General features: G+C 73.8%; 13 protein-coding genes. 9 read left to right on the top strand and 4 right to left on the bottom strand.

Going from position 1 to position 13,271, the window contains the following annotated elements; genetic code table 11:
* From ABZS58_RS39820 to ABZS58_RS39785, 8 genes are all read left to right on the top strand, one after another.
* A complete protein-coding gene (locus ABZS58_RS39820) occupies positions 1-1,224 on the top strand; it encodes a glutamate mutase L (protein WP_354788821.1) in 1,224 nt (407 codons plus the stop codon).
* Positions 1,225-2,036: 812 nt separating this feature from the next.
* The gene (lnt, locus tag ABZS58_RS39815; protein ID WP_354788881.1) at positions 2,037-3,662 is read left to right on the top strand and encodes an apolipoprotein N-acyltransferase; all 1,626 of its coding nucleotides are present in this window, start codon (positions 2,037-2,039) and stop codon (positions 3,660-3,662) included.
* Complete coding sequence (locus ABZS58_RS39810) at positions 3,659-4,480, top strand: polyprenol monophosphomannose synthase (RefSeq protein ID WP_354788820.1); 822 nt, start codon at positions 3,659-3,661, stop codon at positions 4,478-4,480. The genes lnt and ABZS58_RS39810 overlap by 4 nt, the downstream gene beginning before the upstream one ends.
* Before the next feature lie 10 nt (positions 4,481-4,490).
* The gene (locus tag ABZS58_RS39805; protein WP_354788819.1) at positions 4,491-5,039 is read left to right on the top strand and encodes an FxsA family protein; all 549 of its coding nucleotides are present in this window, start codon (positions 4,491-4,493) and stop codon (positions 5,037-5,039) included.
* Positions 5,036-5,650, top strand: coding sequence for a uridine kinase (locus tag ABZS58_RS39800; protein WP_354788817.1), 615 nt, complete (start codon positions 5,036-5,038; stop codon positions 5,648-5,650). Before ABZS58_RS39805 ends, ABZS58_RS39800 begins: the two co-directional genes overlap by 4 nt.
* Positions 5,647-6,678 (top strand): DUF4037 domain-containing protein, encoded by a 1,032-nt coding sequence (locus ABZS58_RS39795; protein WP_354788816.1) that lies wholly within the window; start codon positions 5,647-5,649, stop codon positions 6,676-6,678. Before ABZS58_RS39800 ends, ABZS58_RS39795 begins: the two co-directional genes overlap by 4 nt.
* Positions 6,679-6,704: 26 nt before the next feature.
* Entirely contained in the window at positions 6,705-7,250 is a 546-nt protein-coding gene (locus tag ABZS58_RS39790) for a hypothetical protein (RefSeq protein WP_354788815.1), read from the top strand.
* Positions 7,251-7,613: 363 nt separating this feature from the next.
* Positions 7,614-8,147 (top strand): hypothetical protein, encoded by a 534-nt coding sequence (locus tag ABZS58_RS39785; RefSeq protein ID WP_354788814.1) that lies wholly within the window; start codon positions 7,614-7,616, stop codon positions 8,145-8,147.
* Between the two features lie 339 nt (positions 8,148-8,486).
* Here the strand turns inward: ABZS58_RS39785 and ABZS58_RS39780 are convergent, their stop codons facing one another.
* Positions 8,487-9,692: an MFS transporter gene (locus ABZS58_RS39780; RefSeq protein ID WP_354788813.1), complete on the bottom strand. Its 1,206-nt coding sequence runs from the start codon at positions 9,690-9,692 to the stop codon at positions 8,487-8,489.
* Positions 9,693-9,782: 90 nt separating this feature from the next.
* On the opposite strand from ABZS58_RS39780, the gene ABZS58_RS39775 reads away from it, so the two are divergent.
* Positions 9,783-10,301 carry an STAS domain-containing protein gene (locus ABZS58_RS39775; protein ID WP_354788811.1) on the top strand — a complete coding sequence of 173 codons (519 nt, stop codon included), beginning with the start codon at positions 9,783-9,785 and terminating at the stop codon, positions 10,299-10,301.
* A gap of 143 nt (positions 10,302-10,444) precedes the next feature.
* Here ABZS58_RS39775 and ABZS58_RS39770 read toward each other — a convergent pair whose 3' ends face one another.
* The 3 genes from ABZS58_RS39770 to ABZS58_RS39760 all read right to left on the bottom strand — a co-directional run bounded on the left by ABZS58_RS39770 (position 10,445) and on the right by ABZS58_RS39760 (position 13,237).
* Positions 10,445-11,242 (bottom strand): pentapeptide repeat-containing protein, encoded by a 798-nt coding sequence (locus ABZS58_RS39770; RefSeq protein ID WP_354788880.1) that lies wholly within the window; start codon positions 11,240-11,242, stop codon positions 10,445-10,447.
* 68 nt (positions 11,243-11,310) lie between these two features.
* Positions 11,311-11,655, bottom strand: a complete 345-nt coding sequence (locus ABZS58_RS39765) for an RNA polymerase-binding protein RbpA (protein ID WP_033364323.1) — start codon at positions 11,653-11,655, stop codon at positions 11,311-11,313.
* Between the two features lie 169 nt (positions 11,656-11,824).
* Positions 11,825-13,237: a serine/threonine protein kinase gene (locus ABZS58_RS39760; RefSeq protein WP_354788809.1), complete on the bottom strand. Its 1,413-nt coding sequence runs from the start codon at positions 13,235-13,237 to the stop codon at positions 11,825-11,827.
* Between the last annotated feature and the right edge of the window lie 34 nt (positions 13,238-13,271).

The following is a 13,271-nucleotide window of genomic DNA, read 5'->3' as shown; positions in this document are numbered from 1 at the left end:
ATGGCCGCTGCCCTGGTCGCGTGTGTGGACGTCGGGTCGACGGACACGAAACTCGCCGTCGTCGACGTCACCGACGGCACCCTCGTGCACACGGCGACCCACCCCACGACCGGCGGTGACGTCCTGGACGGCGTCGACGCGCTCCTCGCCGCGGCGGCCGGGTCGGTCGGCCCGGTCCGGGACGTGTACTGCTGCTCGTCCGCCGGTGGCGGGCTGCGGCTCGCCGTCATCGGCTACGAGGCGCTCGTCTCCGCCGACGCCGCGCACCGGGTCGCGTTGTCCGCCGGGGCGCGGGTCGTCCACGTCGCCGCCGGACCCCAGACCCGCGCCGGTGTCCGGACGGTGCGGGCGGCGAAGCCGGACGTGGTGCTGCTCGTCGGCGGGACCGACGGCGGCGACAGCGACGTGCTGCTGCACAACGCCCGGCAGGTCGCCGCCGCCCGCTGGCGGACCCCGGTCGTCGTCGCCGGCAACACCGACGTGCGGGCCGACGCCGTCGAGGTGCTGGCGGCGGCGGGTGTACCGGCGGTCGCCGCGGCGAACGTGCTGCCGAAGATCGGTGTCGTGGACCCCGCACCCGCCCGCGCCGCGATCCGGGACGTGTTCCTGCGGCACGTCATCGGCGGCAAACACCTCTCCCGCGGCCCCCGCTTCGGCAGGCTCGTGCGGATGGCGACCCCGGACGCCGTCCTCACCGGCGTGTCGCTGCTCGCCGACACGCTGCACGGGGACCTCCTCGTCGTCGACGTGGGCGGCGCCACGACGGACGTGTACTCCGCGCTCGTCCCCGACGGCAGCACCGCCGTCGCCGGGACCCTGTGGCGGGCCAGGACCGTCGAAGGGGACCTCGGGGTGCGGTGGAACGTCGACGGCGTCCACACCGCCGCGGCCCGTGAACACGTCGACGTCCCCGCCGGCGACGCCCTCGGGATCGCCGCCGCCGCGACGGTCATCGCCGTGCGCCGGCACGCACGCAGCGGCAGGGACCTGCGCAACGTCGTGTCGGTCGTCGCGTCCGGCGGCGTGTTCCGGCACGCCGCGCCCGCCACCGCCCGCGCCGCGGTCCAGCCTGTCCTGCGTGACCACGCCGGTGGATGGGCACTGCCACGCGCACCGACCGTCACCGTCGACGAACGGTACGTCCTCGCCCCGGCCGGGCTCCTCGCCGCCGACCATCCCGGCGCCGCCGCCGCGCTCCTCACCACACATCTCTACAGCGGGTGACGACCGGCGTCCCCGGCGTCCGTCATCCGGGGCGGGTGAACGGACCCCGACACACCGCACCCGGCACACCCGACACGCCGACCCAGGTGAATTACATCGCGTGCGACGGTTGACAGTGCCCCCGGGACAGCGCGTAACGTCTTTGCGTCCTACTTCGGCGCGGGTGACCACGGTTCGCTACTCCCCAACGCCCACTGATCGGACGTCCTCGTCAACCGACGGGACGCCACCGGATCCAGTGGGCGGGGGTCGGCGGGGGCCGCGGGCCGGGCATCCACCGGTGTCAGGGCAGGGGCGTCACGCGACCAGTAGACAACGACCCGACCCGGACAGCCAGCCCGCGCCGAGCCGGAACGAAGGCCGCGAACGACACCACTGCCGCACCGGCCGGACCAAGGGCCTGGGAGCGCGGGGCGCGACTTCGGTCGCGCCCCGATTTCAGCCCCGAAGCGCACAGCCGCCAGGGCTACCGCAGTCCCGCCCGACGGTCACCGGCAACGGTCGCGAGGGTGTGGTGACGGCCGGTCCGGTTGCGATCCAGACACGGTCCAGCCACATCCCAGCACATTCACAGCCCCATGCCACGCTCCGATGCCTTCTCCGGGCCGTCAGGGCCGCATAATTGGCGCCGCGGGCCGGACACCGGACCGCGGGCCGGTGCACACCCGGTCGGACGCGGCGGCCGGCACGGCAGAGGGATGGCGCAGGTGACGTTGGTCAGCACCAGCAGCGCGGCGGACGGCCCGGCCGACGAACCGGCCCCAGCCGAAGCCACCGCAACCCCGACAACCGCACCGGCACCGGCGAGCCCGATGGGCCCGGCGGTGCCGGGGGTGCTGCCGTTGTGGGCCGCGACCCTCCTCGCCGCCGCCGCCGGCCCTGTGATGCTCGTCGCGTTCCCGCCGTACGGATGGTGGTGGGCCGCGCCCGTCGCCGTCGCGCTCGCCGCCGCGTCCGTCCACGGCCGCAGGCTCCGCGCCGGGTTCGGGCTCGGCACCCTCACCGGCGCCCTGTACTTCACGCCGCTGCTGTCCTGGACGAACCTGCACACCGGCATGGTCCCGTGGCTGCTGCTGTCCACGCTGCAGGCGTTGTTCATCGGGCTGCTCGGCGCCGCCACCGCCTGGATCAGCCCGCTGCGCGCGCGGGCGTGGGTGTGGGTGCCGCTGCTCGCCGCCGTCTGGACCGCGCAGGAAGCCCTCCGCGACCGGGCGCCGTTCGGCGGGTTCCCGTGGGGGCGGCTCGCGTTCAGCCAGGACACGTCGCCGCTGCTGCGGCTCGCCGCGCTCGGCGGGGCGCCGCTGGTGACGTTCGCGGTCGCGTGCACCGGTGCCCTCCTCGCCGTCGCGTTCATCCGCCCGACGTACAGCACACACCGTCCCGGCACGGATGCCGGCGTCACCCGCGGGTGGTGTTCGAGGGTGAAACCCGCCACCGGCCCGGTCCTCGCCGCCGCGGTCGCCGGCGCGGCGCTGCTCGTGCCGCTGCGGCAGCCGGCCGGCGAGGCCGTCTACGTCGCCGTCGTGCAGGGCAACGTGCCGCGGCTCGGCCTCGAGTTCAACGAGCAGCGCCGCGCCGTCCTCGACAACCACGTCCGGGCCACCGTCGAGCTCGGCCGGAAGGTCACCCAGGACGGCGCCCGCCGCCCGGACCTGATCGTGTGGCCGGAGAACTCGTCGGACATCGACCCGCTGCGCAACGCCGACGCCGCCGCCGCGATCTCCACCGCCGCCCGCGCCGTCGGCGTCCCCATCCTCGTCGGTGCCGTCCTCACCGACCCCGCCGTCGGGGTCGAGAACGCCGGCCTCGTCTGGGAGTCCGACGTCGACGCCGCCGGGAACCCCCGCCAGGGCGGCGTCTCCGGCCGGTACACGAAACGGCACCCCGTCCCGTTCGCCGAGACGATGCCGCTGCGGGACATCGCCCGCATCGTCAGCAAGGAGGTCGACCGGGTCTCCGACATGACCGCCGGCGACACCCCCGGCGTCCTGCAGGTCGGACCGGCGACCGTCGGCGACGTCATCTGCTTCGAGGTCGCCTACGACGGGCTCGTCCGCGACACCGTCACCGGCGGTGCGCAACTGCTGGCGGTGCAGACGAACAACGCGACGTTCGACGAGGCCGAAGCCCGGCAGCAGCTGGCCATGGTGCGGCTGCGGGCCGTCGAACACGGCCGGGACGCGCTCATGGCGTCGACCGTCGGGATCTCCGCGTTCACCGACGCCGCCGGACGCACCTACGCGGAGACCGGCTTCAATGAAGGTGCGGTCATCCTGCGGGAGCTGCACCTCGGTGAGGGCCGCACGCTGGCCACGACGCTCGGCGCCGGACCCGAATATGTGATCGTCATGCTGGGTATCGCAGGACTGGTGGCCGCCACCGCGGTCCGCCGACGCAGCCGGGCAGCACTGGCAGCACCGACCGAGGAGGACGTGTGAGCACACCCGACCGAGGCGAATACCCCGGCGTCGGCAGGGTCCTCGTCATCATCCCCACCTACAACGAGGCCGACAACATCCGGCCCATCGTGCAACGGGTCCGCGCCGCCACCCCCACCGCCGACATCCTCATCGCCGACGACAACAGCCCAGACGGCACCGGGCGGATCGCCGACGAGCTCTCCGCCGGCGACCAGCACATCCACGTCCTGCACCGGCCCGGGAAACAAGGGCTCGGCGCCGCGTACATGGCCGGGTTCGCGTGGGGCACCGACCACGACTACGACGCCGTCGTCGAGATGGACGCCGACGGGTCCCACGCCCCCGAGGAACTCCCACGGCTGCTCGACGCGCTCGGCGAGGCCGACGTCGTCCTCGGCTCCCGGTACGTCAAAGGCGGCACCACCGTCGGGTGGCCGTTCCACCGGCACCTGATCTCCCGCAGCGGCAACCTGTACGTGCGGATGGCTCTCGGGATGCCGTTCCGGGACGCGACCGGCGGCTACCGCGCCTACCGCACCCCCGTCCTGAGCAAGATCGAAATCGAGTCGATCGCGTCGCAGGGGTACTGCTTCCAGGTCGACCTGGCCTGGCGCTCCTACCACAACGGGTTCCGCGTCGAGGAGGTCCCGATCACGTTCACCGAACGGCAACGCGGCCACTCGAAGATGAGCTCCACCATCGTCGGGGAAGCGCTGTGGCTGGTCACCGTCTGGGGCGCCCGCGCCCGCTGGGAGACGCTGCGCCGCGGCATCGCCGGCGGCGGACCCCGCACCCAGCGCAGAGACGCCCGCGCGGGCGCGCGGCAAGGCGGCTGAGGACACACCGATGCGGAAGCTGGGTTTCACCGCCGCCGGCGCTCTCCTCCTGGTCATCGCCGAGATCACCGTGTTCGTGCTCGTCGCGCACGCGATCGGCTGGTGGTGGGCCGTCCTCGCCGGCGTCGTCACCACCGTCCTCGGCGGGATCGTCCTCAAACGCGAAGGCGTCCGCGCCTGGCAGCGGCTGCGCGCCGCGGTGAGCGAGGGCCGGCCACCCGGCGGTGAGGCCGGCACCGGCGTCGCCGGGCTCGCCGGGGCGCTGCTGCTGCTCGTCCCCGGGTTCATCACCGACGTCGCCGGGCTGCTCCTGCTCATCCCGCCCGTGCGGGCGTTCACCGGGCGGCGGATCCGGCAGGCGACCGAAGCCCGGATCTCCGCCGCCGCGGCCGGGGACCTGTTCGGGCCGCGGATCGTCAAAGCGACCCGCGCCGACACCCCCGGCGGCCCCGGGCCCGGTCCCGTCCCCACCCAGGCGTCCGGCGGCGGGGAAGTGCTGCAGGGTGAGGTCATCGAAGGCGACGTGATCGACCCGCAGCACCGCCACCACACCCCGTGAAGGCCCGCCCGGTCACCGTCGACGCCCTCGCCGCCGGCATCGCCGCACGGGTACTGCGCGACACCGCGACGCGGGTCGCCGTGGACGGGGCACCGACGGCGGCGCCGGAGATCCTCGCCGAGCAGGTCGCCGACGCCGTGACCGACGCCGGCGGGCACGCCGTGCACATCCCCGCCGGAGGGTTCCTGCGCGCCGCGTCCCTGCGGCTGGAGCGCGGCCGTACCAACCCCGACGCCTACTACGAGGACTGGCTCGACCTGCGGGCGATCACCCGGGAGGTCCTCACCCCCGCCGCCGCCGGGGGCAGCGGGAAGGTGCTGCCGTCGCTGTGGGACCCGGTCAAGGACCGCGCGACCCGCGCCCCCTACCTGGACCTGCCCGCCGGCGCCGTCGTCGTCGTGTCCGGGACGATGCTGCTCGGCGCCGGCCTCGACTTCGACCTCACCGTCCACCTCACGCAGACCGCGGCGGCGCTCGCCCGGCGCACCCCGGACCCGTGGCAGTGGACGCTGCCCGCGTTCCAGCGGTACGACGAGGAGGCGATGCCCCAGGAATACGCCGACGTCGTCGTCCGCGCCGACGACCCCCGCCACCCGGCACTCGTCCTGTGAGTCCCGCGTTCCTCCCCGGGGTGCGGCTGTGCGAGGAGTTCTACACCGCGGCGGTCCGGCCGCTCCTGCACACGTACTACCCGGGACTGCCGCACACGGCGGCGCGGATCGGACCCGGGTCCGACGTCCTCGGCTACGACACGCCCCGGTCGACCGACCACGACTGGGGACCCCGGCTCACCCTGCTGCTCGAACCCGCGGACGCCGCACGGCACGCGGCCGGCATCGACGCGATGCTGCGGGAGCGGCTGCCGACCCAGGTCCTCGGATGGCCGACGCACTTCATGCCACCCGGCGAACGGATCCGGGTCATGACCGTCACCGACGGGCCCGTCGAGCACCGGGTCGAGATCAGCACCTTCGACGACTGGGTCTTGCAGCGGTTCGGGGCGCCGTTCACAGGGACGCTCCTGGACTGGCTCGCCACCCCGGCGCAGATGTTCGCCGAAACTGTCGGGGGTGCCGTCTACCATGACGACCACGGGCAGCTGACCGGGTTGCGGACCGCCGTGGCGTGGTATCCGGTCGACGTGTGGCGGTATGTCCTCGCCGCGCAGTGGACACACGTCGCGCAGGAGGAGGCGTTCCCCGGCCGGGCCCTCGAAGCCGGGGACCCGCTCGGCGCGCGGATCGTCACCGCCCGGCTCACCCGGCACGTGATGCGGCTCAGGCTGCTGCAGGCGCGGCTGTATCCGCCGTACAGCAAATGGCTCGGCACCGCGTACACCCGGCACACCGGCGACGGGTTCGACGACCTGTGCGACGCGTACGAGACGGCCGGACGGGTCCAGAACGGGCTCGGGCTGTCCGCGGCGGTGGAAGCGACCCGGCGGCCGTACTTCGACCGGCCCTACGACGTGATCGACGCGGGACGGTATGCGGCCGCGCTCCGCGACGCGATCAGCGACCCGGCTGTCCGCCGGCTGCCGCCCGTCGGGGCCGTCGACCAGTACACCGACAACACCGACCTGCTGACCAGCCCTGACCTGCGGCGGGCCGTCGCCGCCGCCATCCTGCACGCGCACTGATCTTCGACGGGCTACCGTCGCAAGGTGTGAAGACGTTCTGGTTGGACCGCGACCGGGACCGGTATCTCAGCGCCGTCCAGGACCGGGCCGCTGACTTCGCCGGCACCATCGGCGACATCGCACCCGTCGGGTTCGCATGCGTCGCCTGGGCCGCCGCGACCCCGCCCCTGCTCGACCCCGGCTACGTCCGCTGGCACCGCCGGGTCCTGTCCGTGCTGTGCCAGCGCAACCCGTTCGACGGCGGCCTCACGGCCCGCGTCGAGCTCGTCTCGCCGCTCCCGGCGCCGCTGACCGCCTCCCGGACGTGGTGGCGGGACCGCGGCTGGCGCGGCTGGCCCGAACTGTTCGGGCAGTTCGTGCAGCCGACCGCGCAGGACCTCAGCCTGCACCCGCACCTGCGCGGCACCCTGCTGCTGGAGACACCGCTGCCGCTGGACGGGCTGCCGACCCCGACGGAGGACCGGCACCTCGACGCCGCCGCCGAACGCGCCGTCGCCGTCCTCGTCCGGCACCTCGACGACGTCGTCCGGCCCGTCCTGGAGCAGCTGGACACCGACCACGCCGCCAGGTGAACTAGCCCGCCGGCCGGTCGTCGCTGGACCGGCTGCGGCACGGCATCTTCTCCGCGGCGTCGACGACCTCAAACGCATGGGGATCGCCTGCGGGCGGACGACCGCGGCGGGGCGGTCGTCGCCCACCTGATCAGCAGTGGGTGTGCCCCGCCGCCCGCGGCCGCGGTGTTTCCGGCGGCGGCGCAGTTCTCCGGCGCGTCGTTGCGGAGAACAGCCAGAGGTCCAACGAGCCATGCCGACAGGGGTCACCGGCTGCCCTAATGTCCTTCAGCCTTTGGCTGAAAGGATGACGCGTTTTGCGCATTTTGTGGCTTTCAACTACATAGTGTGACTGCGTCATCACGACAAGAGGGGGAGTCAAAGATGCGTAACACACAGCGGTTCCTGGCCATGGCCGGTATGACCCTGGCCGCCGGTGCGGTCTTCGGCATGACCGCCACCACCGCTTCGGCAGCACCCGCCGCCGACACCAGCACCACCGTCGTCAAGCCCGGCCCCGGCGGCGGCCCGGGCGGTGGCCCCGGCGGGAACAACGGCGGGAACAACAACGGCGGTGGCAACGGTGGCAACAACGGCGGCGGTGGCAACAACGGCGGCAACAACGGCGGTGGCAACGGTCCCGGCGGGAACAACCACCACCCCGGCGGCGGCAACAACGGCGGACCGGGCGGGATGGGCCACCACAACAACGGGTGGGTCGGCACCTTCGACGGTCACCGCCGCGACAACCGCTGGGTGCAGTCCTGGCCGGTGCGGACCTACTCGACCATGAAGGGCTGCAACTTCGCCGGCTGGGTCGGCGAGGTCCGCAACCAGTGGGACGACAGCGACTGCTACAAGATCGGCCGCAAGAAGTTCCTGCTCGTCGCCCACGAGTACGGCCGTCGCCACCGCTGATCCAGCGGCACGACACAACAGCGGGCGGCACCCCCACTCCTGGGCTGCCGCCCGCCCGTCTGTCCGGCCTCCGTCGCTTGCCCCGCACCTGCCCCGGCCGCTCGTCCCGACGCTCATCCCGGCCGCGGAAATCCGGACGCGTGTCCGGATGGCGGTCCCGCGGAGGGAGAGAGCCGCCGCGGTCAGCGGGCGACGCCGGCTGCTGTGTCGGAGGCACGGCCCGTGCGCCGAGGACGTGGTGCCGGCGATCGCCGCACCGAAGGTGCCGCCGAAGACCGGATGACCACGGCGACGGCGCAGCCCATGGCCCCCGGTGCGGGCGCCGGGGGTGCGTCATGGTCAGCGGCGGGTGCGCAGGAGCAGCGCGCCGACGGCGGCGGCGAGCAGGTGGCCCGCCGCAAGGCCCGCGACGAGCGCCGCCGGGGACGCGCCCGCGACGAGCGTGAACGTCGCCGCGCCCACCGACGCCGCCGTCAGCTTGATGCCCGAGCCGACGGTGAACACCTGCGTGCGGGTGCCCGGGGGAGCCTCCAGCGACCGGACCTCCAGCACCGACGACAGCATCGGCCCGTCCAGGACCCCGGCGACCGCGAACACTCCGACCAGCACCGGCCACGGCACCTCACCCAGCAGTGCGGCCGCCGCGCCGGCGAACGCGACCCCGACACCGGCCATGCAGGTCAGCACGACCAGCTGGGCCGGGACCCGGACCGGGAACCGCGCCACCAGCAGCGACCCGCACAACGCGCCCACGCCGAGGGCCGTCACCAGGAGGCCGCCGCCTGCCGGACGACCGTCCGCGACACCGAGGACCACCGCCACCGGGGTGATCATGCCGGCGGCGTACGACGCGAACGCCGTCGCCGTCGTCACGGCCAGGAGGGGACGGCTCCGGACGATCGCGGCAAGACCGGCCCGCACACCCGGCGGCGCGGTTGCCGGTCGGGGGGTCGCGTCGCGTACGCCGGCCGCTGAAGGAACACCGCCGGCGGTGACGGGACCGGGAGTGACGACGGTGAGCAGGGTCGCGGCGGCGACGAGGCACGCGGCGGACAGGACCAGCGCGGCGACCGGCACCCCGAACGCCGCGACCAGCAGTGCTCCCGCCGCGGGACCGGCGATCTCCGCCACGTTGTACGTCGCCGCGTCCAGGCCACGCGCCCTGGGACGGCCCGCCTCGGGCACCACGTCGTCGAGACGGCTCGACAGGCCACCGAAGATCATCGGGCCGCAGGTGCCGGCGACGACCGCCAGGGCCAGGACCAGCGGCAGCGGCGCCACCCCGGTCAGCAGGAGCACGCCGCCGACCGCGACGCCGAACAGTCCCGCGAACCCCGCGTGGACGAGCCGCGGGTGGCGGGCCCGGTCGGTGACGAGGCCGACGAACGGGCCGGCGACCACGTGCGGGACCAGCAACGCCGACAGGATCAGCGCGCCGGGCGCCGGGCCGCCGAACTGCCTGACCGACGCGAGGAGCAGCACGACCGTGGCGCCCGCCTCAGCGGTCCGCGCCAGGGTCGCGGCCGTGAGGAGACGGGCGAGCACCCACGCAACGTACCCGCACATGATCTCGCCCCTGAGCGGAGACGGACCGCCTGTGCTGCGAAACGCGACGAACCGGTGCAGGATCGAACGATGGATGTCGCAGTGACCGAACGTCCCGACGGTGTCGTGCTCGTGAGGCTGCTCGGGGCCCTCGACATCGACTCGGCCCCACTCTTACGCGAGGCGATGCACCGTGCGCTGGACAGCGGACAGTCCCGGATCGTGGTGGACCTCGGCGGCGTCGAGTTCTGCGACTCGGTCGGGCTCGGCACGTTCGCGTACAGCCACAACCGGTGCGTCGCCGACGGAGGGTTCCTACGGCTGGCGGCACCGTCGCCGTTCCTTGCCGGTCTGCTGGAAACGGTCGGGCTGAGCGGCCGGATCCCGGTCCACGCCACGGTCAGCGACGCCCTGCCACCCGCCCTGCCACCCGCACCATCAGCCGTCGCGCGGCCTGACCCGTCGTTCGCCCCGCCGTCGCCCTCACCCTCACCCTCGCCAAGCGAGGCACAGCCCGAGGCGCGGCCCAGTGCGGCGTTGTCCGGCGATGCATTGCCCGGCGGCGCACAGCCCGGCGACGCGTTGCCCGGTGAGGAGATTGTCCGGTGAGGTATCGCCCGGCGGCGCTTCACCGGGCGGACGTGCGTCAGGCGACCTGGTCTCCGGCGGACCTGTGTCCGGCGGCGCGGTGCCGGGCGGTGCCGACGACGACGGCAGCGGCCACCACGGCCCGGGACGCGACGGGGCCGAGGTCAGCGGCGGGAGGTCCAGTGGCCCGGACGGGTGAGCGTCACCGGCAACCGGGTCGCGGCGTCACCGCGGGCGGCGTCCAGCTGCGACTGGATCAGAAACAACGTCCGGCGCAGATCCGCACCCCGCAGGTCGGCGCCGCGCAGATCCGCGCCGGTCACGTCCGCGGCCGCCAGGTCGGTGCCACGCAGGTCAGCGCCGACCGCTGACGCACCGCGCAGATCCGCACCACGCAGATCGGTGCGGCGCAGGTCCTTCCCGACGAGGTCTCTGCCCTGGAACGACGGCCGCTTCCCACGCACCTGCGCCCTGCCGAGCTCGCCCGCGCGACGCAGCAGCGGCACGACCGTCATCCGGTGCGCGTCGACGTCGACGGCGGCGAGCTGCTCCGCCGGCAGGTCCGTGAGACGGCGGGTGCCGGTCAGGACCGCGTCGAGCTGCGCGTACAGCGGCTCCGCCGCCGGCAGGTCGCGGGCCTCCGACAGGTACCAGAGCAGCTCATGCAAATGGCGCATGGTCGCGAACACGTCGAACATGAGCGGTGCCGTCGCGGGAGCGGCGCGCCAGTCACGGCCGGCGAACGTCTCCTGCGCGACCTTCTGTCCGGCGCCGAAACAGTCGTACACCGTGCAACCGGCGAAACCGCGCGGCCGCAGCGACGTGTGAATCCCGCAGGCGAACGTGGCGCCGAGGTTGGGGCAGGCGTGGCCACCGGGTTTGTCGATCGCGAAATCCGACGACCGGGAGAACGCGGGCGCGACACAGCACAGCCCGAAACAGTTGCCGCAGTCCGCACGCAGAGCGCCCCGACGGTCGTCGACCGTCGGGGCGTCCGTGCTGTCAGGCGTGCTTATGCGGTTGTCCCCGGTTACGCGGAACGGCCGCGGCGGTGGCGGACCTCTTCGAGGCGCTCGTTGAGGATGTCCTCGAGCTCCGCGATGGAGCGCCGCTCCAGCAGCATGTCCCAGTGGGTCCTCGGCGGCTTCGCCTTCTTCGCCTCCGGCTCGTTGCCGTCGACCAGCCGGGCGACGCTGCCGTCGAACTTGCACTCCCAGGTCATCGGGACCTCGGCGTCGACAGCGAACGGCACCTCGAACTGGTGCCCCTTGGCGCACAGGTATTCTCGGGTCTGACGCGGGGCCAGCTCGGTGTTGCGGTCGGACTCGTAGCTGACGGCTCCGAGACGGCTGCCGCGCAGCATGCGCTCGCCCATGGTCGGTCTTCCCCTTCGAATCGTGTTGCGCTTCGTTGTAACCAACGACACCACGTGGTCTGACGATTCCCACTGCGGGCGGGCAGATTACACGACCTTCCGGGTCTGGCGGTAGTCCAGTCGCCGGGTCGGTACGGTTATTTTACGTTGGGTTTCAATGATCGACCAGTTAGGCCGCGCCGTGGCGCGCCTCACCACCGGTAGTTTCGGCAGCCGGCACCGGCGGTTGACGGGAACCGGTCAGCTGCGCCAGCGCCCCGCTCAACGTCTGGAGCTGCTGCTGCAGCTGCGCCTGCGCCGTCACCTCCCGCTCCACGGCCCGGGTGAGCTGCGCACGGAGATCGTCGGCGCGGTCCCTGGACCGCTGCAATTCACCCTCCAGCCGGCGGTTCTCATCCTGCAGCCGGATCACGTCACCCTGCAGCCGTTCGGCGCGTTCCTGCGCGTCCTCCATCCGCCGCCGCACCCGGGTGCCCTCCTCGAGGCGGCTCTGCAGGGTCCGTTCGAGGGCGTCGCGGTCGCGGGCCGCGGTGTCGGCGGCGGTGCGGGCGGTGTCGCGTTCCCGGTATGCCTCCGCCCGCAGCGCAGCCTCGGTCGCCGCTTCCCGGCGGGCCGTGTCCCGGTCGACGGTCGCGACTGCCGCGGCCGCGTCGGCGTCCCGGGCAGCGCGTTCGGCGGCGTCGATCCGCCGGGCCGCGTCAGCGTGCGCCTCGGCGACCTGGACGGCCGCCTCCTCCTGGGCCCGCTGGGCGTCGTCCCGGGCGCGGTCGGCGGCCTGCCGTGCCGCCTCGGCTGCTCCTTGCGCGTTTTCGGCGTCGGTACGAGCCGCCGCCGCCGCACTGTCCGCGGCCCGGACGGCATTGTCGGCCGCCGTCCTGGCGGCATTCACGGCCGCCTCGGCGCTCTTGGCCGCGGCGAGGGCCTGCTGCGCTGCCGAGCGGGCGTCGTCGCGTTCGGCGTGGGCGGTCAGGACCCCGGCGGCCGCCTCGGCGCGCGCCTGGGCGATCTGCCGCTCCACCCCGATGGGGGAGAGCTCATCGTGCAGCGCCTCGACCAGCGTCTCCACGACCTGGTCGAGGCGCTCGGCAACCTCGAACGCCCGCGCCACCTGCCCGCTGAGCCCAGGGGAGGACCGGTGCCGGAGCCGGGCATTGCGGGCGTTTCGCTGGCACTCTCCGTCGTTGTCCCGGCAGTACCTGAACGGCCGCCCGGCCGCGTTGCGCTGCGGAACGGGCCGACTGCAGTGCGCACACGGCCGCTCCTCCCCGTCCTGCTCCCGCCCCTCCCCACCAGGGCCTGAGTCCGTCTCCGCGCCGGCCGCGCCGGCCGCGGCGTCGGCGGCCGGGTGCCGGACGGTGCCCGGCGGGACGCTCCCGGCGACGGCCCTGGTCGCCTTCCCCCGAGCGTTTCCTCCCGCAATGCCTCCCACAGTGCCTCTAGCGGGGTTCTCCGGCTCGCCGGCTGCGGGCGTCCCGGGAGCGCTTCCCGCGGTGTTCGCCCCGGACCTCTCCGCCGGACCACCGGCGGCGTCGATGCGGGCGTGCACCCAGGTCGGCGCCGCAGCGCCCTTCGCGTCTTTCACGGGCGTGAGCGTAGAGGTTCCAGCGTTCATCACG

It is taken from the genome of Dactylosporangium sp. NPDC005555 (assembly GCF_040605635.1).
In the GTDB taxonomy this organism is placed as follows: Bacteria; Actinomycetota; Actinomycetes; order Mycobacteriales; family Micromonosporaceae; genus Dactylosporangium.
This window is presented reverse-complemented; position numbering and strand designations above follow the sequence as displayed.

Bases quoted from the DNA above. Each gene is read 5' to 3' on its own strand.
- ABZS58_RS39820 (WP_354788821.1), top strand. From the start codon at position 1: ATGGCCGCTGCCCTGGTCGCGTGTGTGGACGTCGGGTCGACGGACACG.
- lnt (WP_354788881.1), top strand. From the start codon at position 2,037: ATGGGCCCGGCGGTGCCGGGGGTGCTGCCGTTGTGGGCCGCGACCCTC.
- ABZS58_RS39805 (WP_354788819.1), top strand. From the start codon at position 4,491: ATGCGGAAGCTGGGTTTCACCGCCGCCGGCGCTCTCCTCCTGGTCATC.
- ABZS58_RS39785 (WP_354788814.1), top strand. From the start codon at position 7,614: ATGCGTAACACACAGCGGTTCCTGGCCATGGCCGGTATGACCCTGGCC.
- ABZS58_RS39775 (WP_354788811.1), top strand. From the start codon at position 9,783: ATGGATGTCGCAGTGACCGAACGTCCCGACGGTGTCGTGCTCGTGAGG.
- ABZS58_RS39765 (WP_033364323.1), bottom strand. From the start codon at position 11,655: ATGGGCGAGCGCATGCTGCGCGGCAGCCGTCTCGGAGCCGTCAGCTAC.